This is a genomic window from Picosynechococcus sp. PCC 8807 (assembly GCF_001693295.1).
In the GTDB taxonomy this organism is placed as follows: domain Bacteria; phylum Cyanobacteriota; class Cyanobacteriia; order Cyanobacteriales; family MRBY01; genus MRBY01.
The window spans coordinates 1,770,405-1,797,402 of record NZ_CP016483.1 but is presented as its reverse complement, the minus strand read 5'-3'; the positions used below and the strand labels follow the sequence as shown (position 1 = coordinate 1,797,402).

Sequence of the window (26,998 nt, the reverse complement as noted above, 5' to 3'; positions counted from 1 at the left end):
CTAGTGGAGGAAATGGCGGGCACCTGTGAACATCATGATCAGCCCCAACTCATTAGCCGCCTTGATCGAATCTTCGTCCCGAATGGAACCACCCGGTTGAACGATCGCCTTAATCCCTGCTGCGGCCGCACTCCGTACCGAATCGTCGAAGGGAAAGAAAGCATCACTGGCCAGGTACGCACCCTGGGCCTTTTCGCCCGCCTGTTCAAAGGCAATTTTTGCGGCACCGACTCGGTTCATCTGGCCTGCGCCCACACCGACGGTGGTGCGATCTTTGGAAACAAGAATTGCGTTGGATTTAACGTGCTTGCAGAGCTTCCAGGCGAAGAATAATTCCGCGAGATCCGCTTCGCTGGGCTGCTTCTCCGTGACGCACTGCCAATCCTTGGGGTCTTCAATTTGAATGTCGGCATCCTGAGCTAAAAAGCCACCGGCGATCGCCTTTAGGGTTTGGGTCGGGCCAGTGAGCAGATCGGGGAGGGTTAAAACCCGCAGATTTTTTTTCTTCGCGATAATTTCTCTGGCTTCTGGGGTGCAGTCAGGGGCGACCACACATTCTAAAAAGACTTTCCCCATGGCTTCGGCAGTAGGGCCATCGAGGGGTTTATTGAGGGCGACAATGCCCCCAAAAGCAGACACAGAATCAGCGGCAAAAGCTTTTTCGTAGGCTTCTTGTAACGTCGAACCCAGGGCAACACCACAGGGATTAGTGTGCTTGAGAATTGCCACGGCAGGATCGCCATCGGGGAATTCCGCAATGATCCGTCGTGCCGCTTCGAGATCCACAAGGTTGTTGTAGCTGAGTTCCTTGCCCTGGAGTTTTTCAGCGGCGGCCCAACCACTAATTTGGGTGCCGGTCTTGTACCAAGTGGCTTTTTGGTGGGGGTTTTCGCCGTAACGGAGGGTTTGCACTGCTTCACCACTCATTCCCAATCGTTGAGGTAAGTCAGCTTCAGCATTCACCGTGCTAGCAAAATAACTGGCGATCACCTGGTCGTAGGCACAGGTGAGGGCAAAGGTTTCCCCGGCCATGCGTTGCCGAAATTCAAGGGTTGCGGTGCCGCCATTAGCACGAAGTTCCGTTAAATATTCGTCGTAATAGCGGGGATTAGAAATGACCGTAAGGCTCCCAAAGTTTTTCGCCGCTGCCCGGAGCATGGCGGGGCCACCGATATCAATTTGTTCAACGGCTTCGGGAACAGTTACACCCGCTTTGGCAATGGTCTGCTCGAAGGGATAAAGGTTAACCGCGACGAGGCTGAGGGGCCGAATATTATTGTCGTCTAAGTCTTGTAAATGTTCGGGGAAGTCCTGACGAGCGAGGATGCCCCCGTGGATCTTGGGATGGAGAGTTTTTACACGGCCACCGAGGATTTCTGGGGAACCGGTGTAATCGCTGACTTTGGTGACGGGGACGCCTGCATCCTTGAGGGCTTTGGCGGTGCCGCCGCTACTGATGATGTCAAATTCAAATTCTTCTACGAGTTGCCGGGCAAATTCAACGATGCCAGTTTTGTCTGAGACGCTCAATAGTGCTAAACGACGTGCCATATCCGCGATTTCCTTATGTGAACCAGCGTCCCATCATACGCGATCGCCTAAACTTTCTTCAAACAGTTACAAGGGCATCTGTCAGGAAGGATTAACAGTCCTCAGCAGTGCGGCAACCCTGCACCCACTCGCTGGTGCCCCCGGCAAAAAATTCCTTCTTCCAGATCGGGGCATTGTGTTTGATCGTGTCGATGCCATAGCGACAGGCCGCGAAGGCTTCGGCCCGGTGGGGACAACTGGCGGCGACAAGGACGCTAATTTCGCCGATTTCCAGTTTGCCGATGCGGTGGTGAATCACGACTCGATTTGTGTCGGGCCACTGTTGGCGGATGTCGTGGGCGATCTGCTGGAAAATGGCGATCGCCATCGGTTCGTAGGCTTGGTATTCGAGATAATGGACAGCCTTACCATCGCTGCGATTCCGGACAGTACCGCTCATCACCACCACAGCCCCACTACCGGGGTCTTCGGCGAGACGGTACACCGCATCAAAGGAGAGGGGAGCAAAGGCGATCGCAAACTGATCGTGGGGATAGGTGGGGACGCGCATCGGGTTTCACACAAAAGCTTATGCTAGTCTAAAGGACGGTTCTTTCTTGATGCAAAACGTCTATGGCTTCGCAACTCCGGGTTTTTGTGCCTGATCATCCCCTCCTCAAGCATTGGTTGGCGATCGCCAGGGAAACCAATACCCCCACCCCCCTGTTTAAAACGGCCATGAAAGAACTGGGGAAATGGCTCACCTACGAAGCCTGTCGCTATTGGCTGCCCACCCTCGATGCCGCCGTTGAAACCCCTCTCGCCCAGGCCCCAGCCACCTTAATCCATCCCCAAACGCCGATTATTGCAATTCCCATTCTGCGGGCCGGACTTAGTTTAATGGAAGGAGCCCAGGAGGTGATCCCCAACATTGCGGCCACCTATCACCTCGGCTACAAGCGAGACGAAGCAACCCTTGAAGTGGCTTGCTATCTAAATAATTTACCAGAGCAATTTGCCCCAGAAACTCGCCTGCTGCTCCTCGATCCGATGTTGGCGACGGGGGGGACGATCACGGCGGCCATGGCTGAAGTGACAAAACGCGGCATTGCCATGGAGAATGTGCGCATTGTTTCTGTGGTTGCGGCTCCGCCAGCTCTCCAGAAACTGAGTTTAGACTATCCCGCCCTACAAATTTATACGGCAATGATCGACCAAGAACTAAATGATCAAGGCTTTATCGTGCCCGGTCTCGGAGATGCCGGCGATCGCACCTTTGGTACTCACTGACCTCTAACGCTGACTCGCCAAGGGACAAGGAACAAATCTCCTGGCAAGGGTCATTCCCTGGCAAAAATCTTTGCAAACGCACCCTAGTCAAGAGCGATCCCCAACCGTTAAGCTTAAGGTAGCACTGAGAAGAATCAAGGGTTTTGGTTTCCTATGAGTCAACGCGATGGATTTGGGACGGGGTTCCTGTTAGGCACTATTTTTGGTGGTGTTGTGGGGGGCATTGCCGGGGCGATCGCCGCTTCGAAAGTCAAAAACAATTGCGCCCCGCGTCAGACCGAGTGGTCAGAGGAAGAAGAACCCCTCAGCTTTGACACCGAAGAAGGGATGGAAATGGCCCGTCGCAGCCTTGAAAACAAAATTGCCCAATTGAACGGTGCCATTGACGATGTCCGCCAACAAATGACGGTGTTGCATCCCCACAATGGTCAGGAGCCACTGAACCCCCATTCTTGATATCCGTACCCAAGCAATTTTGCAACATCGGTTAAGATGAACGACAAAGACCCCATTGTCAGGTCTTCAGTTTTTTATACGGTAACAGGAATATGGCAGCCGAACTATTACGAGTCAGCCTCGGAAACTTTATCCAGATTTATCTTCTGCTTCTTATTGTCCGCATTCTTCTCAGTTGGTTTCAGACCGCAGATTGGGCAATGCAAGTGATGGGTTTTCTGAGCCCTGTGACCGACCCCTACCTTAACCTGTTCCGCTCGTTTATTCCGCCCCTGGGAGGCTTGGATCTATCTCCTATTGTGGCAATTTTCTTACTCCAGGCGGTTGGTGGCGTCCTGGGCGGTGGTGCTTTATTCTAAAGGTCTTAAAATTTTCGGCGATCGCCCCCATTGTGATTTTCTCCAGTTGGGGGCATCTGCTTTGACAGATTTTTTAAAGTTTTTTCCACAAAAACAGTTCTTTTTCCACAAAAATCCGAAAGTTTTCCACAAGAAACCCGGCTGAATCTTAAGGAAAGATAAAGAATTCCTTTGGCGATCGCCTGATATTTTTCCACTGTCGAAATCTTACTGAGGGACGCAAATGACGCCCAGACCTGCCATCTGTCGAATATGCTCATCAAAGGCAAAAATCTCTGGTATTTGAAGCAGCTGAGACATAACTAACAATGAGCAGTCTGTGTAGCTCCATTTCTTATCATCGTATTTTTTAAAGGTTTCCCAAATGGCATCATCATCACTGTCAGACAAATGACAATATTGATGTTCTGTACGCAAAATCTCACCCAATTGCACGGAAGCCTTTCTAGAAACTCGTGTACGGAACCATGTCACGGTTTCATCAAAGACTGTTTCTAAAATCACCCACTCCTTTTCTGGGTAACTCTCTACATATTTTCTTGCTGCTTTGTTATGGGTCTCTGTTTTGATGAAAAAGGCAATCAGTGCAGAAGTATCAACAAGGATTTTTGGTTTGGACATTTCTAATATAAGTCTCGATCCAGATTTTCTGCATAGTTTGTCGAACCTGTTTCATCTGTCGACTCTGAAGGATGAGGATTTGTAACCTCAAAAGCTCCACATAACTCCCATGTCTTTGTTTTTACAGAAGACCTTTTTTCTAAATATTCATTAATTGCTTGCAGAAGAAGAGATTGAAGAGGCTGATCTTGCTCGGCTAACTTTTGCATCATATCCTCTGGAATATTTATAGTGAGTTTATTCATGGCTATTATCTGATCTTTCCAGAACTATGTTTAATTATTAAGATGATGTCTATTCATGTATCCAGCAGATATACACATTTCAGCAAACTCATGAAGATTTGAGTCTAGATTATAGACAGTTAAGTTTTTCTGGCTTCTAGTAACAGCAGTATAGAGTAATTCATATTTTGTTTTTTGTTGTTCTTTTGAAGTTGAAGGATTAAAAATCACAAATATATTGCTAATTTCCCATCCCTTAAAACTGTGAATAGTAGATAATTTTATTTTTCCATTCCTCATCCAAAAATTGGTTTTATATCCTCTGCTCAATTGAGTTAAATTCTGCTCCAATTTTTCTCCACTATATGATTCTCGCAACTTCTTATATTCATCATAAGTTTCAAATGTTGAATCATATGGCAAATGTAAATCTGGAGAATTTTGAAGTAATTCTTGAACTCGCCAACCATCATCATCATATCTTTGATGACTTTCATTCATGAGACCAGTTGTACAAACTAAGATTGCGATATCTCCACGAGCATTTTCTGGACTTTTGATTAATTGTGAAAGATCAGCCTCTAAAGCATTTAAACAGATATCAATATTTCTGCAATCAAACCATGTATTGCTGATGAGTATATTGGGCTGAAAAGACTCTTCTGTCTCTACTTGTGAGGATTCTTCTCTATTCTCTTTTTGTATATATGAAGCTAACTCATTCGCAATTTTAACTACTGAGTCTGGTAGTCTCCTGCTTTTCTTTAGTTCATTAGGGCGACCTATTAATGGTATTGACTCTTTCCCATATATATTTTGTCTTCTGTCTTCACAAAAAAATAAATGATAGCGATTATTACAAACAGACTTTAGTGTCTCAATCCATTTCCTTTCGAAATCTTGTCCTTCATCAATAAGCAAGACATCTATTTTTTCTTGTCTATTTCGACGATCTTTAGACGTATCTTCATTTGGAAAAAAACGATGAAAATGTCCGATTTCAATATGGTTTAAACAATGACGACTTTTTTTCTCTCGTGCTAGGCAAACGATAAGATCCCGGAGGTAGTTTGCCATTGTAATATTGAAACATACTACTAAGACATTTTTCTGTTCTAAAGCAGCGCTAACAGCTTTATGGGCAATCAAGAATGTTTTACCAGAACCAGCAGAGCCTTTTAATCTTTTTTCTTCCCCTAGAATATTTGGAAGAAGTCTCATTTGATCAGGATCAGGCTCTCCTGAAAAAAACTCTTGAATATTACCATATTCCGGATATGCTAAAGCATTAGCTAAACGCGAATTAAGATCTATTTCTTTCGATAATTTATCAATATCTAAATTAAGTTGCAGTGTGTGCTGGTTCTTGAGATATAATTGCAGATTATTAATTTCTTCAGAACCCATGAGATTACAGTATTTACGCTTTTTCTCAGGAATATTTTCAATTATTGATTTTATTTTGTCCCTTGAAGATTGATGAAAATAAACAAAATTCTGAATATATCCATAAACATTCTTATTTAAAATTTGTTTACTACTTAGGATAGGGATTTCCCAATTAAAAATAGATTGTTTGTATTTTTCTACTTGTTCTAAGGGGCATTCATTTTGTTTGGGTATCCATCTCTCTCCATCAAATACTTCCCATTCATAATATTTACCATCAGACTCAACTCGATAAATATCTAAATTCCAGTCTTTTACTTCAAAAATTGCTATTTTTCTATTCTCACTAAAAATAATGATGTCAGGTCTCAGTCCATTTAGATATGGTTGCACATAAATTTTCCAACTATCATCCAAAATCTCTAATAGAGCCTCCATTAATGTTCGCTCACCATCCGTTAGTGGAGGCTGAAAATTATTGATTTCATCAATGTCAGGAATTAGAGTTGTCATTTTGACTTTGTTTGACTAAAAAAGGTGAGCCATTTTTGACTCACCTCAATTATAAAATTAGATTCGTCTATTTCGCCCCTACTGGCATACCGAGGAAGTCTTCGATCTTCGGCATATCCTCAAGGGCAATCACGCGACCCTCATCCTCAAAGCCATCAATCTCATTGAAGTTGAGGTAACGGTACAGATCACCCTTAAACGGATCAATCTTTTCAGAGACGATCGCCTGATATTCTTCCACCGTGGGGATCTTACCGAGGAGCGCACAAACCGCTGCCAACTCCGCAGAACCAAGGTAAACTTGTGCCCCCTTGCCCATGCGGTTATTGAAGTTACGGGTGGAGGTGGAAAAGACCGTTGCATTATCCTCCACGCGAGCTTGGTTCCCCATACAGAGGGAACAACCAGGCATTTCTGTCCGTGCCCCTGCCGCCGCAAAGACACCGTAAACCCCTTCATCCCGGAGTTGCTTTTCATCCATACGCGTGGGCGGACAAATCCAGAGACGACCTTTGACAACACCTGCCCCTTCAAGAATTTTCGCAGCGGCGCGATAGTGACCGATATTGGTCATACAGGAACCGATGAACACCTCATCAACCTTGTCCCCGGCACATTCAGACATCAGTTTGACGTTGTCAGGATCGTTCGGAGCCGCAACGATGGGTTCCTTGATCTCATTTAGGTTCACCTCGATCACATCCGCATATTCCGCATCAGGATCAGCAGACATCAAGGAAGGATTCGCGAGCCATTCCTCCATCTTCGCAATCCGACGCAGCAGAGTCCGGGCATCGGAATAACCACGGGCAATCATGTTCTGCATCAGGACAACGTTAGACCGTAGATATTCCGCCACAGTTTCTTCGCTGAGTTTAATCGTCGAACCAGAACAGGAACGCTCGGCAGTGGCATCAGTCAATTCAAAGGCTTGCTCCACCTTGAGATCCGGCAGACCTTCCATTTCCATGATCCGACCGTTAAAAACATTGATCTTGTTCTCTTTGCCGACGGTCAGTTTGCCCTGTTGCATCGCCACCCAGGGAATCGCATTCACGATATCGCGGAGGGTGACACCGGGTTGCAATTCGCCCGTAAATTTCACGAGGACAGATTCCGGCATATCAAGGGGCATGACACCGAGGGCCGCTGCAAAAGCCACCAAACCAGAACCCGCCGGGAAAGAAATCCCCAAGGGAAAACGGGTATGGGAGTCACCACCAGTCCCCACGGTATCGGGTAATAACATCCGGTTCAACCAAGAGTGGATAATGCCATCACCGGGTTTGAGGGCAACACCGCCACGGGTCGCAAAGAAGTCGGGCAGTTGCTTGTGGGTAACGACATCAACTGGCTTCGGATAGGCGGCAGTGTGACAGAAAGTTTGTAGGGTCAAGTCCGCATTGAAACCGAGACAAGCCAGCTCTTTTAGCTCATCGCGAGTCATCGGGCCAGTGGTGTCTTGGGAACCCACGGTGGTCATGATCGGCTCGCAGGATGTCCCAGGACGAACCCCTTCTAAACCGCACGCTTTACCCACCATTTTTTGTGCCAAGGTAAACCCTTTGTGGGTATCTTCTGGCAGGGAGGGACGCACAAACACCGTCGTCGGTTCTAGTCCGAGGGCTTCACGGGTTTTGTCGGTGAGTGCCCGACCGATCAGCAAAGGAATTCGACCACCAGCCCGCACTTCGTCGAGGATCGTTTCAGGCTTCAGTTCAAAAGTCGAGATTGTTTCACCCGCTTCGTTGGTAATTTTGCCTGCGTAGGGATGAATGGTGATCACATCGCCTGTTTTGAGCTTGCTGACATCACACTCAATGGGCAGTGCACCGGAGTCTTCAGCGGTATTGAAGAAAATCGGGGCAATTTTACCACCGAGGATATAACCCCCTGCTTTTTTGTTGGGGACAAAGGGAATGTCGTGACCGAGGTGCCATAGTACAGAGTTGATCGCTGATTTCCGGGAGGAACCGGTACCGACCACATCACCGACATAGGCAACGGGATGACCTTTTTGTTTCAGTTCGGCAATGGTTTCTAACCCCTCTGGCATTTTTGATTCCAACATTGCGAGGGCATGGAGGGGAATGTCGGGGCGGGTCGTGGCGTGGGGCGCGGGAGAAAGGTCATCGGTGTTGGTTTCGCCGGGAACCTTAAAGACAGTAACGGCGATCGCCTCGGGAACTTTGGGCTTGCCAATAAACCAAGCGGCTTCTGCCCAGGCATCAATTACTTGTTTGGCGTAGGGGTTGGTATCAGAGAGTTCGAGGACATCGTTAAAGGCATCAAAAACCAACAGGGTTTTACTCAGGGCAGTGGCGGCGGCACTGGCAATATTGCTGTCGGGGGATTTGAGGAGTTCGACGAGGGATTGGACGTTATAGCCACCGACCATTGTGCCGAGGAGTTCGACCGCGCCTTGGGGGCTGATCAGGGGACAGGTAATTTCTTTTTTGGCAATGCCTGTGAGGAATCCGGCTTTCACATAGGCGGCTTCATCAACACCGGGAGGCACGCGATCGCGCAATAAACTCAGCAGTTCTGCTTGTTCTGCTTGTTCTGCTTCGGGGGGATTTTTGAGGCGATCGCAGAGTTCAGAGGTTTGTTCTGCGGTTAGCGGTAAAGGGGGAATTCCCAATTGGGCGCGTTCGGCGGCGTGTTTGCGGTAGGCTTCTAGCATAGGGAGATCTATCGGTTATCTAACGTTTTAGATACTCTATTGTAATGCCCGCTGTAATGGCGCTATGGGTGAACAATCTCAGTCTTGGATTGTCCATAGAAGTAAGGCAAAGCTGGGCTGTTTAAAGAATTTTTTGGAGCAAACGGTAAATCAGGGTAAACAAGGCGATCGCCGCCACCAAGCCCGCCCCAACTAAAACAGCAATCATTGCCAGGGTGGTAAATTCCATAGTTTGCACCAGGAAAAAAGCTGCCCCCAGGGTAATGACACCGAGGATCACCATTTCCTTCAGTTCGAGGATGCGTCGGGCGATCGCCAAAATGATTAACCCCATGGCCGCCCCCCAAACGCCCATGCCCACATTGCCCGCCAGGAAAGTCCCCACAAGGAGCATTAATAATACTCCCTGAAAGCCCGTAAACCCTACCCCAATCAGGAGTGGCACCACAGAACCAGTGGCGGCCTGGTTCCCAGTCGAGGCTTTCGCAGGAGGTGGCGTTTTTTTAGGTGGCGCAAGGGGTGGCTGTTTTTGTTGTTTAGGGGATTTTGCCGGGGCTGGGGGCTGTACCCTTGTGGCGGCGGTGGCAGGTTGAGCGGAGCCTTGTTGCTGGTTAGGCAAGTCTAAAAGTTTGAGGGCGACCTGGGCAGATTTTGGGCGATCGCCTGGGGTGGGTTCCAACATCAAATCCAAAAGTGCCCCAAAGCGCGGTTCAATTTTTTGGATAAATTTGCGCCACTGCCATTTATTCTGATATCCATCAAACAATGTTTCCGGCGTTTCCCCCGTGAGCAACACAATACAGGTCACTGCCAACGCATAGAGATCCGTCGCTGGATAAACCTGCGCCCCCCGCATCTGTTCCGGTGGTGCATAGCCCGGTGAATAAATCCCCGTCGAACGTTGGGACGCACTGGCCGCCCCTGCCCCTGCCGTGACTTCCTTTACTGCCCCGAAGTCGAGCAGATAAAGTTCTCCGTCCACATGGCGCATAATATTCGACGGTTTAATATCCCGGTGGATCGTGCCCTGGTCGTGGACAAAGGCCAAAACCTTCAACATCGACACGAAAATTTCTTTAACTTCCGTCTCTGGTAACTTGCCCCGTGCCGCTAATTCCTGTTCTAGATCTTTCCCCTCGATGTACTCTTGCACGAGATAAAAATACTGGGCCGTTCCCTGACCCTGGGGTTGGGGCACGATCAACGGGAAAAAGGCAAACAAATCCGGAATTTGGGGGTGACGGTTGCCGATTCGTTCTAAAACATGGGCCTCCCGCTCAAACAATTCCTGGGCCATGGCCAACTGCTGATCATCTAAATTCCCCATGGGCTGAAACTGTTTCACCACGCACAGGCGCATGGTCGGCGTATAGCGATCGCGCGCCAAAAAAGCCGTCCCAAAGCCCCCCTGACCAAGAAGTTTTTGGGGAAGGTAGCGGCCACCCAAAATTAAATGCATCCCGCAACTGGTGCAATATTTCTGCTGGGCTGTTTTTAGGTGGGTTGGATCATCGAGATCACTAAAATGATTTTGGGGATGGTGACATCCGGGACGAGTGCAGAGGATCTCCATGCCAAGGTTTAAAAATGAGGTGAAAAAAGAGCGTCAATTTGCCCCCCATCCTAACAGAGAACCCTTTAGTAGAGTTCGTATTTCAGCAGGCGACATTCCAAGCCACCGTTATAGACCACAAAGCGTCGCGACGCCCGCAGTCCGACTCGTTTCGCCAGTTCTGCATTGCCCGTGAGAATGTAGCCCGTCCAGCCCTTAAACCGCTGTTTGAAAATATCGCCAATGCGTTTATAAAGCAGCCCCAAATCTTCATCGGCACCGAGACGATGGCCATAGGGCGGATTGCAGATAATCACGCCACGGTCAGCAGGGGCTTCTACTTGTTCCAGTTCCCGACAAGCCAGTTGGATATGGTCGGCAACGCCACAATTTTCCGCATTCGTCCAAGCTTGTTGAATCACTTCTTGATCGCGGTCTTGGCCAATGATTGGCTGTTGCAGTTGGTCTTTGGTGGCATATTCGGCCTCGTTGAGGAGGGTTTGCCAAAGCTCGGCATCAAAATCTTGCCAATGCTGGAAGCCAAAATCCCCCTGGAAAAGGCCGGGGGCAAAATTCAAACTTTTTAGGGCGGCTTCAATGACAAAGGTGCCGGAGCCACAGAGGGGATCCACGAGGGGCAGATCAGGCGTCCATTCGGCGAGATCCAGGAGACCAGCGGCAAAATTTTCCTTGAGGGGCGCTTTCCCCATGGCGGGTCGGTAACCCCGACGGTGCAAACTATGGCCGGAGCTATCGAGGCTGAGGGTACAGCGATTGTCCCGAATGTGGGCATTGATCAGTACATCAGGATCTTCGACATTGACACTGGAGCGATCGCCAAATTGATCCCGCTGTTGATCGATGATCGCATTTTTTACTTGGAGGGCGGTGAAATGGCTGTGATTGAGATTTTTATTTTTACCGGTACAGGTGACGGCAATGGTTTTGTTGGGCGCGAGGTATTCAGACCAGTCAATGCTTTGCACGCCCCGATAGAGTTCCTTGGCGGTGAATGCTTTAACTTTTTTAATTTGTACCAGCACCCGAAACGCTAACCGTGACCAGAGATTAACCTTGTATAACAATTGGCGATCGCCTTGAAAAGAGACCCCGCAATATTCTGTTTTCACCGCCTGGGCACCGAGGTTTGTCAGTTCCTGGGCCGCAAGCTCCTCAATGCCCTGGGCTACCGTTGCAAAATAGGTTTGCATTCTATATCTATCGCCTGAAATTGTTTGCCGGAAAGATTATCCCCCAGTGTAAGGGATGGGGCGATCGCCTTTTTCCTAATCCGAATTCGGTAGGATAGAACATACCATCACCCAGCACGAGGGACGATTTTATGACCGTTGCCACGAGCCGCCCCGTCCTCACCGAAACCCAAAGCTTAACCCTCCCTGGCCGCTACAGTTGGGAAGAATTCCAGGCGATCCAAACGGCGATCGGTCAAGCTTCCAGCCTGCGGATCACCTACCTAGACGGAGTAATTGAACTGATGACCCTGGGGGAATACCACGAATCCATCAAAACCATTATCGGCTTTCTCGTAGAACTATATTTGTTCAATCAAGGGATCGAATTTCATCCTGTCGGGAGTGCCACCCGTGTCTCGCGAGAAAAATCCGTTTCCTTTGAACCAGACGAATCCTATTATCTCGGTGAACAAAAAGAACATCCCGATCTCGCCATTGAAGTCAATGTCACCAGCGGTAGTCCCCAGAAACTCGAAAAATACCAACGCCTCGGCATTCAGGAAGTTTGGCTGTGGCAAGCGGAAAAATTTTCAATTTATGTCCTCGAAGAAACTACCTACCAAGCTTTACCCAAAAGTAAATTGCTGCCAGATCTTGACTTTGAACTGTTAGCGCAATGTGTGTTAATGCCGTCGCGATTAGAAGCAATCCAGACCTTTACGGCCCAATATCCCCAAAAATAATTAATCCAGATGCCAAATGGGGTTTAAATCCAGCTCAAAGCCTAATAAAACTTGTTCTCCAGAAAGACAATTTGGTTGCTCTAAAATTTCTGGGGCTTGGTTTTCTCGATAAATTTCTACCCGCTCCGTGGTCGGATCAATCAGCCAGCCTAATTTTGCGCCATTGTCTTGATATTCCTGCATTTTTTCTTGGAGCGTTTGGAGGCGATCGCTAGGGGAACGAATTTCCACAACAAAATCTGGACAGAGGGGCGGAAACTTCGCTTTTTCGGTAGCGGTGAGGGCATCCCAACGGTGACGGCTTACCCAGGCCGCATCTGGAGAACGGTGGGCACCATTGGGCAACTTAAAGCAAGTGGAAGAATCAAACGCAACGCCTTGTTGATTTGTAGTACTCCATATTTCCAGGCGGGCAGATAGCTTAATATTGCGTCGTCCAGTTTCTCCGCCCGTCGGTGGCATGATAATCAATTCTCCTTGGGTACTGAGTTCAAAGCGGCAGTCCGGATTGTTTTGGCACAACTCAAAAAATTGTTCGCCACTGAGCCTGCATGTATCGGGAAGACTGAGGGTGAAATTCATTACGCTAGACCCCATCGCCAGAAAATTGTGTCTGCATCCAGCTTAGCTTGTCTGTTTCAGAAAAAGGCGATCGCCTATTCTGTTGTTTCTTTCAACTCGGCAAAGCGTAATTTTGCGGATCGTGCCCGGGGATTTTGGTTGATTTCCGTTTCACTGGCAACCATCGGCTTTTTTGTTAGAACCCGCCAAATGTCACGCTGCCGGAAGGCATTTTTGACGAGACGATCTTCTAAACTATGGAAACTAATAATCCCTAATCGGCCTTGGGGTTTAAGCCATTGGGGGGCATTGATTAATAGATATTGCAGCGCATCGAGTTCACCATTGACGGCAATACGTAATGCTTGAAAGACCCTTGTTGCCGGATGAATTTTCGCTTTTCTGGCCTTGGGATGATAGGTATAAAACACAATTTCTTCTAATTCTTTAGTTGTCTGAATCGGGCGTTTCATAACTATTTTTTTCGCAATTTGTCGTGATAAGCGTTCATCACCATACTCATAGAATAAATTCGCCAACGCCTTTTCCTCATAGGTGTTGACAATATCCGCTGCTGTTAATGTCTGTTGCTGATCCATGCGCATATCCAAGGGGGCATCAAAACGAAAACTAAAGCCGCGATCGCCTTGATCAAATTGCACCGAACTCACCCCAAGATCGGCAATAATCCCATCAAATTTTTCTCCCTGGGGATTAAACTCGCCAAAATTTGACCGCACCGCCCGGAAGCGATCGCCAAAGGATTTTAATCGTTCCGACGCCGCGGCGATCGCCTGGCTATCTCGGTCTACCCCCGTCACCCGCACATCGGGATATTGCTGCAAAATCAATTCTGTATGGCCACCTCCCCCCAGAGTTACATCGAGGTAATGACCCCCTGGTTTTACTCCCAAGCCCGCTACCAACTCCTCTCTCAATACCGAAATATGCTTAAACTCTGCCGCCATGAATCCATCCAATAAAAAACAAAATCCCCCTATCACTGAGGGGGAACCCAAGGGTGATCGCCACTAAACCAGGACATTACATCCCCATAATTTCGTAGCCAGAATCCACATAGAGCACTTGACCCGTGACCCCACTCGAAAGATCACTACAGAGGAACGCCGCCGCATTACCCACTTCCTTTTGGGTTACAGTCCGACGCAGAGGAGCCGTTGCTTCCACATGGTGAATCATATCGAGAATGCCACCCACCGCCGAGGAAGCCAAAGTCCGGATCGGGCCAGCCGAAATGGCATTCACACGAATATTACTGGGGCCAAGATCCGCCGCCAAGTAACGCACACTCATTTCGAGGGCCGATTTTGCCACACCCATCACATTGTAATTAGGGATGACTTTCACCCCACCCAAATAAGTCAGGGTCACAATGGCGCCCCCTTCGGTCATCACGGTTTTAGCCCCCCGGGCCAGACGCGTTAAAGAATAGGCACTAATGTCAAGGGCCGTATTAAACCCATCCCGTGAAGTATCACTAAAATCACCCGTCAAATCTTCGCGGTTCGCAAAGGCAAGGCAATGGATCAAAATATCTAACTTGCCCCACTCTTTTTTGACAGACTCAAACACTTGATCCACCTGGGCATCATCCTGCACATTACAGGGGAGGAAAAGAGAAGGGTTGAGGGGCGCCACAAGCTCACCTACTTTTTTCTCAAACCGTCCCTTATCATCGGGGAGATAGGTAACCCCAATATTCGCCCCGGCGGCATGTAATTGTTGGGCGATCCCCCAGGCAATGGACTTATTATTTGCAATCCCAGTGACTAGGGCATTTTTTCCGGTTAAATCAAGCATATGGGTTCTCAAAAAGTATAAAAAATTAAAGCCAAGAAGCCAGCGTATATTATCTTCGCGCTCTGGTGACTTCGATGCAAACGGCTACTTTAGGGCAAATCAGGGAAAATTCTGCAAAATGCCTGGGAACTAACCCAGAAATCCATAATTATTTTGAAGCAAAAAGTACAAAATACTATACCAGAGTATCCCCTATACGTTGAGTTATGATTTCCGCTTCAATACCTGTGTGGTGGCAATGGTAGACCCGCCCAATAGGAATTTAATATCGCTGGCTACTTCCCGCGAAACATCACCCCATATCAATGCCCAGATACACACACCACTGATTGCTACAGGGGCGATCGCCTGTAAGAAATAAATCCAATCATAGAGATTGATTTTCCCGTCACCATGGGCAAGCTCTAGCAATTTATCGGGCATTCCAGCTTCTCACCTCATCTTCTCTGCGATTGATCAGCCCTTGGTTAATCTTGCCCGCCGCCCGATTATATAGCCTCAATGCACGGGGAACGCCCGCCCAATCTTTAGCCCGCAATGCCCGCGTGATGGAATTAAAATTACTGTTCCCATAGAAGGCCGCCCCAAGATTCCAAGCGAAAGAAGCCAGGGCCGCTTGCTGACCACCGCTCATCTCATTCCAATGGGGGATAGCCTGTAGCTCAGGCAGAAAATCACGGTTAAAAACCTGAATTAATAGCTGCTCTGCTTCTGCCTTGGAATTAAGGCGATCGCCTTTCCTCACCTTCCTACCATCAAGCATATAAGTGCAACCGTAACCGATTGTCCATTTTGCGGCGGAACAAAGATAAGCAACTAATCGCAACCCTTCCCATTTTCTGATCAGCGATAGATCTACTTTGGCGGGTGATTTTGTCGAGTCTGTTGGTGTTCTGAGATTTTTGGCGATCGCCTCTACCAGAGCGTCTAAAGTTGTTGGCCCCATCTCAGATGGTCGGGTTAACTTTTGGTCTTTCTTAAATTGAGCAAATATCTGCTTTGTTTCCGGGCCTAAAATGCCGTCAACTGTCAAATGATAGCCCGCTAGAAAAAGGCTTTTTTGTAATGCAGAAATCTGCCCAGAATTTAGCTCAGTAAGCTTTGTTGCTGTCGTTGGAAACATGATAATTTAACTCCTATTCACAATCTAATTTTTTTAATTACTTGGCCATTACTGCCAATGCAGCATCGATAATCCCGATGATCACAGGGACAAGACCCCGGTGGACATTGGCTGTCATCTTCAAGGCGCGCCCAATCAGCACAGTTACTTAAAATGATTTCCTGATCGCTTTGATCTGAATAATTAATTCTTATTTTGCAAGGGGAGTTTTCAGAAGAAATGTTAGGGGCATCAGTTTGTGTTCTGCTACTAGCATCCCCCGTATCAGTTTCCACTGTCCAAGTGCAATCCGCGCTACTGTGTCGCGACACAGAAACGGAAATTGTCCGATATTGTCCGGGCGAGGCATATTCTACCGGCTGCCCATCGTAATAGGTTTGGTATCCGTGGGTAATGATTGAGCATTGTCCGCAATAGGTGCGAGTTTGTGGCCCAAAAAGGCTAAAAACAAATGGCTTGCCGCCAGAATTTGCGTTTATCCCTGTTGGACGAGTGGGTATAGCTGGATCTCCACAAACCGGGGGAGTGTTGCAGGGATTTTTTGCGTTCTGAACGGCCGAAAACATTGCTCCAGAGTTACCCACTCGCCACCAGCCATAGCGAATTTGTGGCCCCACAATTAGATCCTTTCGCAGAACGAACCACTGAGTTGATCTATTTGCTGATAAAGTCCAAGTTTCTCCCTCTAAAATATCAACATCACCACCACCCCAATCAACGCGAACGCCCCCAGATTGTGGGTTAGCACTGGCATTAATAGCGGTCTTATTGGCGGGAACCTTAAACCGCCCCGTCACTGTATCGCCATTGCCCCAGACCACCACTTGACCCATGGCTATGACTCCTCAAAGCTGACCGGAACAGGTTTTGCAACAGCAGCAACCAATTTTTCCAACTGGGAAAGGATCGCCCGTGCTGACCGGGCTTCTTGGTTCTGATTGTTTTCGAGGCGCACGATCCGGCCTTCTAATCCCGGCATTTGGGAGGCGATCGCCAATTCGATTTTGTCTAGCCTTTGGTCTAACCGCCGCTCCATTGCCCCTATCTGCTGAAACAGAGCCGCCACCGTCGAACCAGAGGCGATCGCCACCGTAATCAATATGCCAAAATCCATGATCTAACCGTAATAAGTGAACGGGTTCAGGTAGGGGCGGGCCTCGACCACGAGGGTATATGGCCCTAACCATCCCGGCGGCTCGTACCTAATCAAGCTTTGGGCCACGGGTTCTACTTCGATCAAGGTGGGGGTATCGAGGTTAATCCAGTTATTCCGGGAAAAAACGAAAATATCGCCCCGATCCCAGGCTTGGAACACCCGACCACCCCGAACCCAGGGCTTTTCCTGCTGATTAATCACCGACGCAATAATTAGATCCGCCGCAAAACTCAGGGGAATTTGGGCCTCATAGCCAAATTGATCCGGGGGGCTGTTCACCACCCCGATCACCTGAAAATTCCCCTCAGTCGCCGGAAGTCTAAGCACTACGCAAAGGAGGCAGACTGACGGGTGACAACGGCCTCAACAACTCGGCCCTGTACCGTTTTGCCAATGATGTCAGCGTCAAATGTATCTTTTTGGTCAGAGTGCAGAATCTTGATGTACCGCGTCCGGCCCCCAGTGGTTCTCACCCGCAGATACTTACGCTTGACCTTGCCAGATTTCACCAGTTCTTCAACCTTGCAGGTAGGCATATTCACCTCAGCATCAGCCAAAGTCGCATCAACACCCGTTTCAGTGGTTAGCCCGGTGTAACTGCCTTCAGGGGCAAGGAAAAAGAAGTCATACGGCTCAAGTTCTACAACCCCAGAAACCGTAATTTTATGTTTTACAAAACGTGCCATTAGAACAAAACTCCTATAAAAGATAAATCCCGAAACAATCCCTAGACGATCAAGAGTTGACCTCTACCCCAAGCGGCGACGACGGGGAACACCCGCAGACCGCACCTCATTACCCCGGTAGGTCAAACCAGGGAGCCGACTGATCGCGGTTCTTACCTCAGTGACCGAGCACAAAACCCGCGCCGATTTAGACCGACCCGTAGTCGCATCCCGCACCGTCAAACGCAGACGCACAAGCTGACCATCTTTCAGCCCATCAGAAACGCCCATGGTGTTTGTAATGTCTGCCGCCTGTTCCGGCGTGATTTCAGTAATCCCAACCGCTGAACCGATGCCGTCATAAACGTCAGGGAGCCAAATCTTAGCGTTCTCACCATCCAACTGGACGACGTGCCATTTCTTCTCAAGGCTTGCCATAAAACAAAATCAAAAAACTACGCCCCCATAGTGGGGTTAAAAAAATCTGTTGTAGGCGACTGGCAAACCTTAAGGGTTCGCCTCTCGCCGCTAAATTCCAGAACCCACCCAAACGCCCTAGAAAAATGTGGCATTTTGCCGGGGGGAACCATTGGTATAAAGAATCTTGTTTTTCGGCATTCCCCAGACCGATAACTCTGCTGTCTGGAAATAAACCCGCCCCGATGGTCGCTTTTTCGGGATACGGTGCAGCTCACCTCCTACGCGCACCGTCCCTTCGAGCAGTGGTAATGGTTCGGTGTACTCAGACTTGGTGAGGTTATCCCAATCGGGCGTATCAAAGTTTAGATCCAGCAGCTTATTAATCACGTCCTTGGCATCGGCCTCACCCGCCGCCGCCACTACCAGGGAATAACCTTTTTCTGGATCTCGGTAGCTGAACTTAAAACGGCCTTTGTCAAAGTAGTGGGTCGGGGTGTCGAAGATTTGAAAAATGCGGTTTTCGAGTAGGGCCAAATCTGCCGCGCTGGTGACATCGCCCCGATAGCGCACGGCATATCTCGCCCGCAGGGGATAGCGGTTATTGGCGCGGGCAATGTCGGCCCTTTCCCGGTAATGGATGATGATTTGGGGCAGATATCGCACCTGCTCCTGGAAGGCAGTCACAGGGAGGCCGAACACGGCGGGCTTTAGATGTACCTGCTGGACGACATACCGAAAAGTGAGAATTTTGAGTAGGGCGCGGTTTTGGGATTCATTGGGGAGAATCAAACAGGCCCGCTTGGTGGCATTCCGGCCCGTGGTGTTATCGCCAATAAAATCCGGATCGATATCCCTGAAATATTCATTTACCTCCCTATTGTGAGTCCTCCGCAGGAATGACCGGGTAAAACTCCATTCATCTGATACAGCCATCGTTATTCCTCCGGCTCCGGTTCAAATTCTGCTAAGTCATCAACGCTAGGGGTAGGGCTTTCGCTTTCGGTTTCCTTGGTTTGCTGCTCAGTGGTTTGGGTGGTTTCATCGGTCTGTAGGGTCTGGTCAAAGCTGGCTTTTGCCTGCCTTAATTGGGTGACAGACTCGGCGATCTCTTGCCCGCTGGCGACCGTGGCGTAAATGTTTTCTGTAATTTCCTCGGCGCTCTCTAGTGTGTTAGTGAGTTTGTCTAGCCCGGTAATGCGAGTAATCCCCACGTTTTCCCGCATCCAAGGCCATTTCCTATCCGTCACTACCCCATCGTCCTCTAGGCCGTTCCCAATGCGGGCCACCCAAGTATTGAGGTTTTCGACTCCCTCGGCGATCGCCCATTGGATATTACGCAGACTCATCACCACCCCAGCACCCGCGCTAATGATCCGGTTCCAATTGCGCCAATCTTCAGACAGGTTATTAAAAGCTTGTTGCCCAATCATTCCCACGATTAGATCCTGAGCAGATCGCCCTAGGATTGCGTTTAGGTTGTAGGGCTGCCCGTCCGGGTCTTTTAGGCCAATAATCCCCAGAGTTTCCCCAATGGTATCGAGCAAGCTGGCGGCCAAATTGCGGGACAACATGGCGGCATTATGGATCGTCGCGGCGGTGGTAATCACCCGCAGAATCCGATCCATTTTCATGTAATCCCAGAGCTTATTAAATCGGTCTACCAGTTTGTTGTAGGTCTGATCTAATCTGCTCTGAATGCCGTTTAGCTTGGGTAATAAATTTCTGTTGTTCCAATCAATAACTGGATCGGTAACATATCGCCTGATGTCTGTTACTACACGGGTATTTACTGACCCGATCAGGCTTTGTAAGCGGCCAATTTGCCGGGATAATGGCCCGGTGACATAGGTTTGAAGCCGAGAGTTTAGGCCATTGTTAAAGGTGCGAAACTCTGCTCTAAATTGCCCTAATTGGCTATTTAATGACCTCACCTGTCCATTAAGTGCCGTAACTCCTGAATTATTACCAATGGCCGCCCGGGTAACGGCGTGTTGACTGTTTACGTTCCCATTGATTGAGCCTCGCGTCTGTCGATGCTCTGAACGGATCAGCGCTTTGATGCTGGCGGCGTTGCGATTGTTCATGGCCTCTACTTGGTTAATGCGGGTCAGGGCAAACAGGGCGCGGCCTGTGGCGTAACTTAACCCGGCCTGGGCTGCTAAAATTGCGCGTTCGGCGTTGCTCATGCGGCGGGTGAGCTGTACCAATTGGTAAATGCTGTATCCGGTGAGGAAAAAGTCTAGGATTCTCAGGAATGGGGCGATATGTCTCAGGAATGGGGCCAGCTTCCGTAATAAATCATCAATCCTGCCTTTTAAGGAGTTGAGAAGCTTGGATCGCCTTAATAAATTATCGCCAAATCTTCTGATGTTCCCTTGGAGTTTTCCTAGTAGTCCATTGGTTCTCTTGATTTGATTTTGTGCGGCTCTGATGGCCTTAGAGTTCTGCTGAGTAGTAACTTTAATTTTTCTAACGTCACTTTGGGTGTCATAGATTTGCTCTCCCCAACGCCCAATCTCGTAAGAGAAATTCTTCACAATTGGCTTGGTTTGCTTCGTCACCTCACTGTTGATCAGCTTCCCCAGAGACGGAATTTCACCGCCCCCAGCAAAATAAGAGCCAATGGCAACCGTTAAAATCGCAGGGTCAATCGTTGGGCCTTTTTTTAAACTGGCTATTTCTGCTTTTAGCTTCTTGATTTCTGATTGGAAAGCGGCGGTAGTGACTAAATTTTCGCAGGACATACAACCGACCCCGGTATTAATTGAACTTGGCTAAAGGGCGATCGCCTTTTTTGATGGCATGAATTTGGCGATCGCCTTTTGATGAGGCTTAGTCGTTATCGTTTACCGCGTTGGTGGCGTTCACCACATCAGCCTTCATCCACAGGCGGATATTTGGGATGTATTCCAACTGAGTTTCCGTTACCGTGGCGTCTGCATTTTCCCGGCTGACAAACTGGTAATTCGGGCTGTCAATGTCGAGGGCATCCGCGTTGCTGACCGGTGCATCGAGATCCGTCCGTTTTCCGGCGGCGGTGGCTTCGATCGCCAAAATGAATCCCACTTCGATCTGTTCTTCATTGGTGGGAACCGCTGGGATTTTGTCGGTATAGGCGGCATTGGTGCAATCGATGGTCAGTTGCCGGGAAACATCATCGAAAGTGGCGGCGGGAATAGAAACGAGATTGAAAGTAGCCATTGTATTTTTTTGTGGGATGGGGTAGGACTTTATTAAGCACCAATTTAGCGGTTATAAATTGGCTTTGAAAGTTCTACTAATACCTATTTCCAGAACCTAAGTAAAATCGCTGCAATGCTTGTTATCCTTTAATTGTGGCTCGATTACCTATTGTTTTTATGCGAGAAAGTTCCGGTTAATCCCCCATTTCATCCTTAAACGAGAACCCAGAAAAATGGAAAAGTCTACCCAAGGAAAAGCGGCTTATATCAGCAGAAAAGAAGCGGCGAAAATCCGATCTTTTTTAACTTTGGAGAGTCATCGACTGATGTGGGACATTGCCCGCTACACAGGGGAGCGATGGGGGGCGATCGCCCAACTGAAAGTGACTGATATCTGGAGTGACCCAACACGGCGATATTTGCGGGAAACCATCGTATTCAGAAAGGAAACCCGGAAACGAGGCGGCGGGAAAGAGGCGATCGCCCGTGAAATTGAGATCCATCCGGAATTACATCGAACCTTATCTGCTTACATTCCGCCAACGGTCGGATGGTTGTTCCCTTCTCCCTCAGACTTGCTTCATCATGTCACCCTGAGAAGCTGTGATAAGTTCTTGCGGCGGGCGGTGACCTTGGCGGGCCTGAGTCACAAGAAAATCAGCACCCACAGCACCCGGCGATCGTTCATCACTGACTTATCCCGCAATGGGGTTGATCGGCGGGTGATCAAGGAACTGACCGGGCATGGTAGCTATGAAATGCTGGATAAATACATTGAGAGTGACCCGCAAGCGCGGCGGCGGGCCTTGGCTTCATTGAGTTAAACGAAAAAGGCGATCGCCACTGCAATCGATAGGCAAAACACCCAGACGAGGAGACAGCCTTGTGTAGAGTCATTCTCCTCAACTTTTTTGTGAACACTGATGAGCTTATCAACGATGTAGGTAATGTCCTCCATGATTTGAGCTTCATTGTCACCCAAGGTCTTTGATTCTGCTTCAAGCTCTGATATTTGCTTTCGCAGTTTGAGAAGTGCCTTGATGATTTTTTCGTTTTCTGTTGTCGCCATAGAATTTCAAAGGGAAAAGTTAGGGAGCATTTTTCATACCCCCTATCATCGTTCAGTTTGGTTTGCTCCCTAAATATTTTGATTTGAGTTTTCCGTTTTCCCGCCATCGTTCATACAGGTAAACGCGGCCTTTGATTTTCTTCTCCTCGATATACCTGCCTTTGATTTTTTGGCGATCGCCTTTTGGCTTGGGGCGGCTACCGGGAAACATATAATCCGGATCATCAATCTCTTTACCATCATGCCCATCTTCTTTCACCACAATGGGCGGTTCATATCCGAGAATGTCAAATAATGGCTCTGTCATAATTTCCGCTCCCTAACTAATCCAAGGGAAATTCGATTACTTCCCCAATGTCATCATCCCAACTGAGCATATTTTCAAAAGAGTCATGGGCTAAGAACGCCCAAAATCGATAAGGGACAAGGGAATTTTCGATTTTAGGTGGAGAAATTGCGTAAGGCTCAGGATCTGCCAGGAACAATAAAGCAAGATATTCCCCTTGATGGGAAACAGGATCCGCAAAATTCGGCTCCGTGTATTGAATTTCTCCTTGGCGGGTTTCAATTTGCCATTCGGAGATATCAGCGGCGTTAAATTCTTTGATGGTCATCTGTCTGGATACCATCTTTTTGACCCAAGCAACGGCATCACTGAGAAGTCTCTTATCCTCTCCAATGGGGATAGGGGGATCTTCTCCCTTTGCGGCAAGGTAAATGTATTTGTAGCAGTCCTCATTTTCGTATCCGTACGTCATATTTTTGGCCTCCACTGTGCCAATTGGCTAAGTTATTAGGGCAAGGGATATACAAACTCACTGTTGCGATCACAAAGCCACCCCAAGTTATGAGGTGGCTATTTTTTATTGATCGTCAGGGACTCCTGTTACGTCTTTCCCGAACAGGGTTAAGACCTCCTTCAAAGAAACTTGCAGGATACGAGCCATGGAGATCAGCTTTTCTGATGGAATGTCTACCCCGTCCGATTTGTACGAGTAAAGAGCAGAAACACTAATCCCCGCTGCTTTGCAAAATTCCTTGATGTTGTAACCAGATTTTGAAATCACAGCATTCAAGGCTTTTCCCTCTCTATGTTTTGGGTTTTTCATAAATCATATCAGTGATTCCAACATCTTGGATTGACTTTATTGGGTCTTTCCAATATCTTGGAACCAATAGCAAAGGACATTCCCCCTCACCGTGCGAAAGAGATAGGGGACTGTCTCAAGTATCTATCACTGAATAACTATGACTTTTGTAGACCTGATACAAGGGGCGGATCTCGAATATGCCCCCCAATGGCTAAGGGACTTTTGGGACGAATGCCAATGGCTCAAAGAAGAGTCAGACGAATGGCAGGATCTCAATGGTGACTATTCCGCCATGGATTTTGTAACTGAATTCCGTAAGCAATCCTACGGCTATATCAAAGCTGGGATTATCGCCCATCAGATCCGAACCAAGCGCGTTTACGCAAAAATTAGCCAATCATTCACGGCCTTCTGTGAAAAGTGGCTAGGCCGCTCGATCTGGCAAGTGAATCGGATTATTGATGCCGCTGGAGTTGCGATCAGGCTCATTGGCATGGGCTTTACTGAACTCCCTGCTACTGAATCTCAATGCAGGCCGTTGGTAAAGCTGATCGACTTTGACCTAGAGAACGTCTGGAGTCGAGTTTGTCGGTTCATCCCAGAGAAGGATCGCACTGCGAAAAACATTGAGGCGATCGCCTGTCGGTTAAACGATGTTGACCCCGATTACCAGGGAAAAGCACCCTCTAAACGCATCGAACTCCCTAGAGAACAATGGGATCTCCTCACCGAAAAGGCCGCTAGATACGGCATGAAGCCTAAGAAATATCTGGAAATTTTGCTTCAAAAAGACTTAGGTGACGAGCCAACAGAACCCCTAGAAGAACCCGAACCTAAGCCTAGTAAGCGTTCTAAAGGTTTTGGTGGGTTTTCGTTCGCCGGAAATCTCCCTAACTTGCTCCCTAACATTTTCCCGAACCATGCTCAAACCGCTGAGAAAATCCGAGATGAGAGACAGGACGATTCTACTGGCACTATTGAGGCCGGAATTGATCCAAGCTTTACTCAACCGTTATTCCCTAGGGGATGCCCCGCCTCACCCCCCATGGATCAATCCCGATGATTCTGAGGCTTGGGAGATATTTGCAGAACTCGCAGAAAAAATGAGCGTAAAAAATCGGGGTTTTGCCGCTTTCCGCAACGAAATTATCCACACTTTTATCGTTTCCCCTCAAGATAAATGAGTAAATTACAACGTCAAGCCATGCTCACCAAAGCCACCATCAGATTTAACTCTGTCTTGCATGAGATGGATCTGCCGATTCAGTTTGAAATGGTTTTCGAGTTACCGCCGGATGATCCAGTATTGGCCTATCAACAGGCTAAAGAAGCGGCGATCGCCTGCTTGATGGATGATGGCGCGCAAATTGACCTGTCCTATCCCGGCTTGGGGAACCGTGAGGATCATCATGTTCACTAAAATCCCATCGGTCTACCCGCTATTCTTGCCCGCCATTGAACGCGATCGCATTCCAGCTCGCTGGTTAAACCTTGCCCTGATAGAAGAAATCACCCGTAGTAAAGCCAGCGGGCAATACGTGATTTTCCTATCCAGCGGTCATTCCAAGGAAATCCCAAACCTATGGGCCAAGATGATTTTTGCTGAATTTAAGCGGCTTGAGATGGCCCGCCACCAAAAAGGCGATCGCCCCCACATCAAGAAACGCAGTTCAACCCCCACCTGATGAGATTGACTCACTACCAATCGAAACCGGGTAACTTATCCCGGTCGTGGGAAGTGTCCAAAGCTTTTCACCTCCGATAAACAGGGAATTATCGGGCCTTGCCAGAGTAACAGGCTCTTTTGGGCCTTCAATCTTACCTAGGCTCAGGTTCCCAAGGTATCGGGGTAAACCAGGGGCGGTATTTTTACCGTTTTTTGCTGTGACAGGGTATTTGGCTCCCAGTTGTGTGGGCTATAGGGTGATACGTCGGCTTATCCCTTGGTTTTTTGGAACAATGCACCTTTTCTGAGCACCATGAAAATTTTAGGAATTGATATCGGGCGCAATACCGCTACGTGCTGCCTATTGGATCATCTCCCAGACAATCCCAGAGAATATGCTTTAGATGGCGTACAATACCGCCAATTTACCGCCAATGCTCAGGGGATTAAGGAGATATTGGCCTATGGAGCAGACATCGCCATTTTGGAGCCCACAGGCACAAATTACAGCAAGCTTTGGGGCACTCACTTAGCCCGCAATGGCGTTGAAGTGAGGCTAGTGGCTCACCACAACCTAAAGCAGCACCGGGAATTTTTGCGCTTTCCCGATAAAGATGATGAATTTGATAGCTTTGCCCTTGCCCATTACGGATGGACACATCTAAACGAGTCAGAGTGGTTTTTACAAGTGAGAGATCCAGTGATCGTCAAGCTCAGGGAATATGTTCTAAGGCTTGCCCATTTAAACCGGGTACAATCCCCGATTATTTGCAGGCTAAAGCAGGACTTAGCATGGCAATTCCCGGAGATATCCGAGAAGGATTTATGCAAGCGTTGGGGGCGATCTGTGCCGTTGTGGTTGCAATGGTTAGCGGGTCGCAAGAAATCCAAGGCGAAAGATGCCATGCTTGCTAAAACTTGCGGCCTAGGCCTGAACGACAACACCCGCCGCCATGCCGCCCGCCTGTGTGATCTGATTGCTGAAGAAATCCAGATAGAGAAGGAAATTAACCTGATCAAGGCCGGTCCGCGCTTTGCTCCCTACCTCGCCGTTTTTGAAGTTTTCGGCATGGGCGATCGCCTACAGAATATCCTGCTGACTCAGATTTTCCCCATTGAAGGCTTTTTGAATGATGACCTCAAACCGATCATCATCCACAAGAAAGGCCGCTATTCCAAGAAACAGACCAAACGAGAAATATCCCGCCGTCGCTTTGAGAAATCCCTTGGCCTTGCCCCTAGTCGAGAAAGCTCAGGGCAGAAAGACAACCGCCAAATCGTAGGGGGGTCTGACCTGTGCCGTACTGCCATGTGGATGTGGATTTTCACCCGCGTATCCATCGAGAAACAACGGAACGCAAATGCGATCGCCCAACTGATTTATCTATGGATGAATCACCCCAAGCGAGCTGGTACACCGATCAGGCTACTCAGAACAAAAACCGCCGCCTATGCTTCCCGGTTACTGTTTAAAGCCTTGGTGGGATATGTCGTTAATGGGGAATATGTCGATTTAGCCAGCTACCACGCCACCCCCACGGGTCACTGTTCCCAATGTGGCGATCGCCTTAAGGATGAGATATGCGATCGCTGTGAATTCCTAAAGGTGAGGTTAGAGCAGACATGGATCGCCGTAAATAAGGATTCTGAGTAGATAAAAACGCCCTGGTTAACTCCTAAAAGCCAGGGCG

At 48.4% G+C, this 26,998-nt stretch carries 35 protein-coding genes; 9 read left to right on the top strand and 26 right to left on the bottom strand.

What is annotated here, in order from left to right:
* On the bottom strand, positions 1 to 1,551 hold the full coding sequence (gene purH / locus AWQ24_RS08670) for a bifunctional phosphoribosylaminoimidazolecarboxamide formyltransferase/IMP cyclohydrolase (RefSeq protein ID WP_065716572.1): 1,551 nt from the start codon (positions 1,549 to 1,551) through the stop codon (positions 1 to 3).
* A gap of 91 nt (positions 1,552 to 1,642) precedes the next feature.
* Entirely contained in the window at positions 1,643 to 2,101 is a 459-nt protein-coding gene (locus AWQ24_RS08665) for a molybdenum cofactor biosynthesis protein MoaE (protein WP_065716571.1), read from the bottom strand.
* A gap of 62 nt (positions 2,102 to 2,163) precedes the next feature.
* Between AWQ24_RS08665 and upp the strand changes: the two genes are divergently transcribed.
* From upp to AWQ24_RS08650, 3 genes are all read left to right on the top strand, one after another.
* Positions 2,164 to 2,820 carry a uracil phosphoribosyltransferase gene (gene upp, locus AWQ24_RS08660; RefSeq protein ID WP_065716570.1) on the top strand — a complete coding sequence of 219 codons (657 nt, stop codon included), beginning with the start codon at positions 2,164 to 2,166 and terminating at the stop codon, positions 2,818 to 2,820.
* Between the two features lie 153 nt (positions 2,821 to 2,973).
* Entirely contained in the window at positions 2,974 to 3,276 is a 303-nt protein-coding gene (locus AWQ24_RS08655) for a hypothetical protein (protein WP_065716569.1), read from the top strand.
* A gap of 92 nt (positions 3,277 to 3,368) precedes the next feature.
* Entirely contained in the window at positions 3,369 to 3,635 is a 267-nt protein-coding gene (locus tag AWQ24_RS08650) for a YggT family protein (RefSeq protein WP_012307299.1), read from the top strand.
* A 5-nt stretch (positions 3,636 to 3,640) separates the two neighbouring features.
* On the opposite strand, the gene AWQ24_RS16240 is transcribed toward AWQ24_RS08650, so the two are convergent.
* The 7 genes from AWQ24_RS16240 to AWQ24_RS08620 form a co-directional block, all read right to left on the bottom strand.
* Positions 3,641 to 3,832 carry a hypothetical protein gene (locus AWQ24_RS16240; RefSeq protein ID WP_157096843.1) on the bottom strand — a complete coding sequence of 64 codons (192 nt, stop codon included), beginning with the start codon at positions 3,830 to 3,832 and terminating at the stop codon, positions 3,641 to 3,643.
* Positions 3,833 to 3,842: 10 nt separating this feature from the next.
* Positions 3,843 to 4,256 (bottom strand): type II toxin-antitoxin system VapC family toxin, encoded by a 414-nt coding sequence (locus AWQ24_RS08645; RefSeq protein WP_065716568.1) that lies wholly within the window; start codon positions 4,254 to 4,256, stop codon positions 3,843 to 3,845.
* A 2-nt stretch (positions 4,257 to 4,258) separates the two neighbouring features.
* Positions 4,259 to 4,501, bottom strand: a complete 243-nt coding sequence (locus tag AWQ24_RS08640; protein WP_065716567.1) for a hypothetical protein — start codon at positions 4,499 to 4,501, stop codon at positions 4,259 to 4,261.
* 30 nt (positions 4,502 to 4,531) lie between these two features.
* On the bottom strand, positions 4,532 to 6,382 hold the full coding sequence (locus AWQ24_RS08635; RefSeq protein ID WP_065716566.1) for an ATP-binding domain-containing protein: 1,851 nt from the start codon (positions 6,380 to 6,382) through the stop codon (positions 4,532 to 4,534).
* Positions 6,383 to 6,449: 67 nt separating this feature from the next.
* The gene (gene acnB, locus AWQ24_RS08630) at positions 6,450 to 9,065 is read right to left on the bottom strand and encodes a bifunctional aconitate hydratase 2/2-methylisocitrate dehydratase (RefSeq protein ID WP_065716565.1); all 2,616 of its coding nucleotides are present in this window, start codon (positions 9,063 to 9,065) and stop codon (positions 6,450 to 6,452) included.
* Positions 9,066 to 9,186: 121 nt separating this feature from the next.
* Positions 9,187 to 10,638, bottom strand: coding sequence for a serine/threonine-protein kinase (locus tag AWQ24_RS08625; protein ID WP_065716564.1), 1,452 nt, complete (start codon positions 10,636 to 10,638; stop codon positions 9,187 to 9,189).
* A gap of 65 nt (positions 10,639 to 10,703) precedes the next feature.
* Entirely contained in the window at positions 10,704 to 11,828 is a 1,125-nt protein-coding gene (locus AWQ24_RS08620) for a class I SAM-dependent RNA methyltransferase (protein WP_065716563.1), read from the bottom strand.
* A gap of 131 nt (positions 11,829 to 11,959) precedes the next feature.
* On the opposite strand from AWQ24_RS08620, the gene AWQ24_RS08615 reads away from it, so the two are divergent.
* Positions 11,960 to 12,553: a Uma2 family endonuclease gene (locus AWQ24_RS08615; protein WP_065716562.1), complete on the top strand. Its 594-nt coding sequence runs from the start codon at positions 11,960 to 11,962 to the stop codon at positions 12,551 to 12,553.
* Here the strand turns inward: AWQ24_RS08615 and AWQ24_RS08610 are convergent, their stop codons facing one another.
* The 13 genes from AWQ24_RS08610 to AWQ24_RS08550 all read right to left on the bottom strand — a co-directional run bounded on the left by AWQ24_RS08610 (position 12,554) and on the right by AWQ24_RS08550 (position 21,500).
* A complete protein-coding gene (locus AWQ24_RS08610) occupies positions 12,554 to 13,135 on the bottom strand; it encodes a Uma2 family endonuclease (protein ID WP_030006946.1) in 582 nt (193 codons plus the stop codon). It abuts the gene before it with no gap.
* 74 nt (positions 13,136 to 13,209) lie between these two features.
* The gene (rsmH, locus tag AWQ24_RS08605) at positions 13,210 to 14,082 is read right to left on the bottom strand and encodes a 16S rRNA (cytosine(1402)-N(4))-methyltransferase RsmH (protein ID WP_065716561.1); all 873 of its coding nucleotides are present in this window, start codon (positions 14,080 to 14,082) and stop codon (positions 13,210 to 13,212) included.
* A 76-nt stretch (positions 14,083 to 14,158) separates the two neighbouring features.
* Positions 14,159 to 14,935 carry an enoyl-ACP reductase FabI gene (fabI, locus tag AWQ24_RS08600; RefSeq protein WP_012307288.1) on the bottom strand — a complete coding sequence of 259 codons (777 nt, stop codon included), beginning with the start codon at positions 14,933 to 14,935 and terminating at the stop codon, positions 14,159 to 14,161.
* A 204-nt stretch (positions 14,936 to 15,139) separates the two neighbouring features.
* Positions 15,140 to 15,358, bottom strand: coding sequence for a hypothetical protein (locus tag AWQ24_RS08595; protein WP_065716560.1), 219 nt, complete (start codon positions 15,356 to 15,358; stop codon positions 15,140 to 15,142).
* Positions 15,348 to 16,058, bottom strand: coding sequence for a lysozyme (locus tag AWQ24_RS08590; RefSeq protein WP_065716559.1), 711 nt, complete (start codon positions 16,056 to 16,058; stop codon positions 15,348 to 15,350). Before AWQ24_RS08590 ends, AWQ24_RS08595 begins: the two co-directional genes overlap by 11 nt.
* 17 nt (positions 16,059 to 16,075) lie before the next feature.
* Positions 16,076 to 16,891, bottom strand: coding sequence for a hypothetical protein (locus tag AWQ24_RS16440; RefSeq protein WP_198161441.1), 816 nt, complete (start codon positions 16,889 to 16,891; stop codon positions 16,076 to 16,078).
* 2 nt (positions 16,892 to 16,893) lie between these two features.
* Positions 16,894 to 17,172, bottom strand: a complete 279-nt coding sequence (locus AWQ24_RS08580; protein WP_065716557.1) for a hypothetical protein — start codon at positions 17,170 to 17,172, stop codon at positions 16,894 to 16,896.
* A 3-nt stretch (positions 17,173 to 17,175) separates the two neighbouring features.
* On the bottom strand, positions 17,176 to 17,541 hold the full coding sequence (locus AWQ24_RS08575) for a hypothetical protein (RefSeq protein ID WP_157096842.1): 366 nt from the start codon (positions 17,539 to 17,541) through the stop codon (positions 17,176 to 17,178).
* A complete protein-coding gene (locus AWQ24_RS08570; protein ID WP_065715700.1) occupies positions 17,541 to 17,900 on the bottom strand; it encodes a hypothetical protein in 360 nt (119 codons plus the stop codon). The genes AWQ24_RS08575 and AWQ24_RS08570 overlap by 1 nt, the downstream gene beginning before the upstream one ends.
* Positions 17,901 to 17,963: 63 nt before the next feature.
* On the bottom strand, positions 17,964 to 18,317 hold the full coding sequence (locus AWQ24_RS08565) for a hypothetical protein (protein WP_157096841.1): 354 nt from the start codon (positions 18,315 to 18,317) through the stop codon (positions 17,964 to 17,966).
* Between the two features lie 117 nt (positions 18,318 to 18,434).
* The gene (locus AWQ24_RS08560) at positions 18,435 to 19,232 is read right to left on the bottom strand and encodes a hypothetical protein (protein WP_065716554.1); all 798 of its coding nucleotides are present in this window, start codon (positions 19,230 to 19,232) and stop codon (positions 18,435 to 18,437) included.
* Positions 19,233 to 19,234: 2 nt separating this feature from the next.
* On the bottom strand, positions 19,235 to 21,043 hold the full coding sequence (locus AWQ24_RS08555; RefSeq protein ID WP_065716553.1) for a hypothetical protein: 1,809 nt from the start codon (positions 21,041 to 21,043) through the stop codon (positions 19,235 to 19,237).
* 88 nt (positions 21,044 to 21,131) lie between these two features.
* Positions 21,132 to 21,500, bottom strand: coding sequence for a hypothetical protein (locus AWQ24_RS08550; protein ID WP_065716552.1), 369 nt, complete (start codon positions 21,498 to 21,500; stop codon positions 21,132 to 21,134).
* Positions 21,501 to 21,714: 214 nt separating this feature from the next.
* Here AWQ24_RS08550 and AWQ24_RS08545 point away from each other — a divergent pair, with 214 nt between their 5' ends.
* Complete coding sequence (locus AWQ24_RS08545; protein WP_065716551.1) at positions 21,715 to 22,305, top strand: site-specific integrase; 591 nt, start codon at positions 21,715 to 21,717, stop codon at positions 22,303 to 22,305.
* On the opposite strand, the gene AWQ24_RS08540 is transcribed toward AWQ24_RS08545, so the two are convergent.
* The 4 genes from AWQ24_RS08540 to AWQ24_RS08525 all read right to left on the bottom strand — a co-directional run bounded on the left by AWQ24_RS08540 (position 22,302) and on the right by AWQ24_RS08525 (position 23,659).
* Positions 22,302 to 22,550 (bottom strand): hypothetical protein, encoded by a 249-nt coding sequence (locus AWQ24_RS08540; protein ID WP_065716550.1) that lies wholly within the window; start codon positions 22,548 to 22,550, stop codon positions 22,302 to 22,304. The genes AWQ24_RS08545 and AWQ24_RS08540 overlap by 4 nt on opposite strands.
* Before the next feature lie 52 nt (positions 22,551 to 22,602).
* Positions 22,603 to 22,857 carry a hypothetical protein gene (locus tag AWQ24_RS08535; RefSeq protein WP_065716549.1) on the bottom strand — a complete coding sequence of 85 codons (255 nt, stop codon included), beginning with the start codon at positions 22,855 to 22,857 and terminating at the stop codon, positions 22,603 to 22,605.
* Positions 22,858 to 22,873: 16 nt separating this feature from the next.
* Positions 22,874 to 23,308: a hypothetical protein gene (locus AWQ24_RS08530; RefSeq protein WP_065715694.1), complete on the bottom strand. Its 435-nt coding sequence runs from the start codon at positions 23,306 to 23,308 to the stop codon at positions 22,874 to 22,876.
* A 105-nt stretch (positions 23,309 to 23,413) separates the two neighbouring features.
* Positions 23,414 to 23,659, bottom strand: a complete 246-nt coding sequence (locus AWQ24_RS08525) for a helix-turn-helix domain-containing protein (RefSeq protein ID WP_065716548.1) — start codon at positions 23,657 to 23,659, stop codon at positions 23,414 to 23,416.
* Positions 23,660 to 23,798: 139 nt separating this feature from the next.
* Between AWQ24_RS08525 and AWQ24_RS08520 the strand changes: the two genes are divergently transcribed.
* From AWQ24_RS08520 to AWQ24_RS08505, 4 genes are all read left to right on the top strand, one after another.
* Entirely contained in the window at positions 23,799 to 24,704 is a 906-nt protein-coding gene (locus tag AWQ24_RS08520; RefSeq protein ID WP_065716547.1) for a hypothetical protein, read from the top strand.
* 117 nt (positions 24,705 to 24,821) lie between these two features.
* Positions 24,822 to 25,061, top strand: a complete 240-nt coding sequence (locus AWQ24_RS08515) for a hypothetical protein (protein WP_065716546.1) — start codon at positions 24,822 to 24,824, stop codon at positions 25,059 to 25,061.
* Complete coding sequence (locus AWQ24_RS08510) at positions 25,051 to 25,326, top strand: hypothetical protein (protein WP_065715691.1); 276 nt, start codon at positions 25,051 to 25,053, stop codon at positions 25,324 to 25,326. Before AWQ24_RS08515 ends, AWQ24_RS08510 begins: the two co-directional genes overlap by 11 nt.
* 294 nt (positions 25,327 to 25,620) lie before the next feature.
* Entirely contained in the window at positions 25,621 to 26,961 is a 1,341-nt protein-coding gene (locus tag AWQ24_RS08505; RefSeq protein ID WP_065716545.1) for a transposase, read from the top strand.
* Positions 26,962 to 26,998 lie beyond the last annotated feature (37 nt).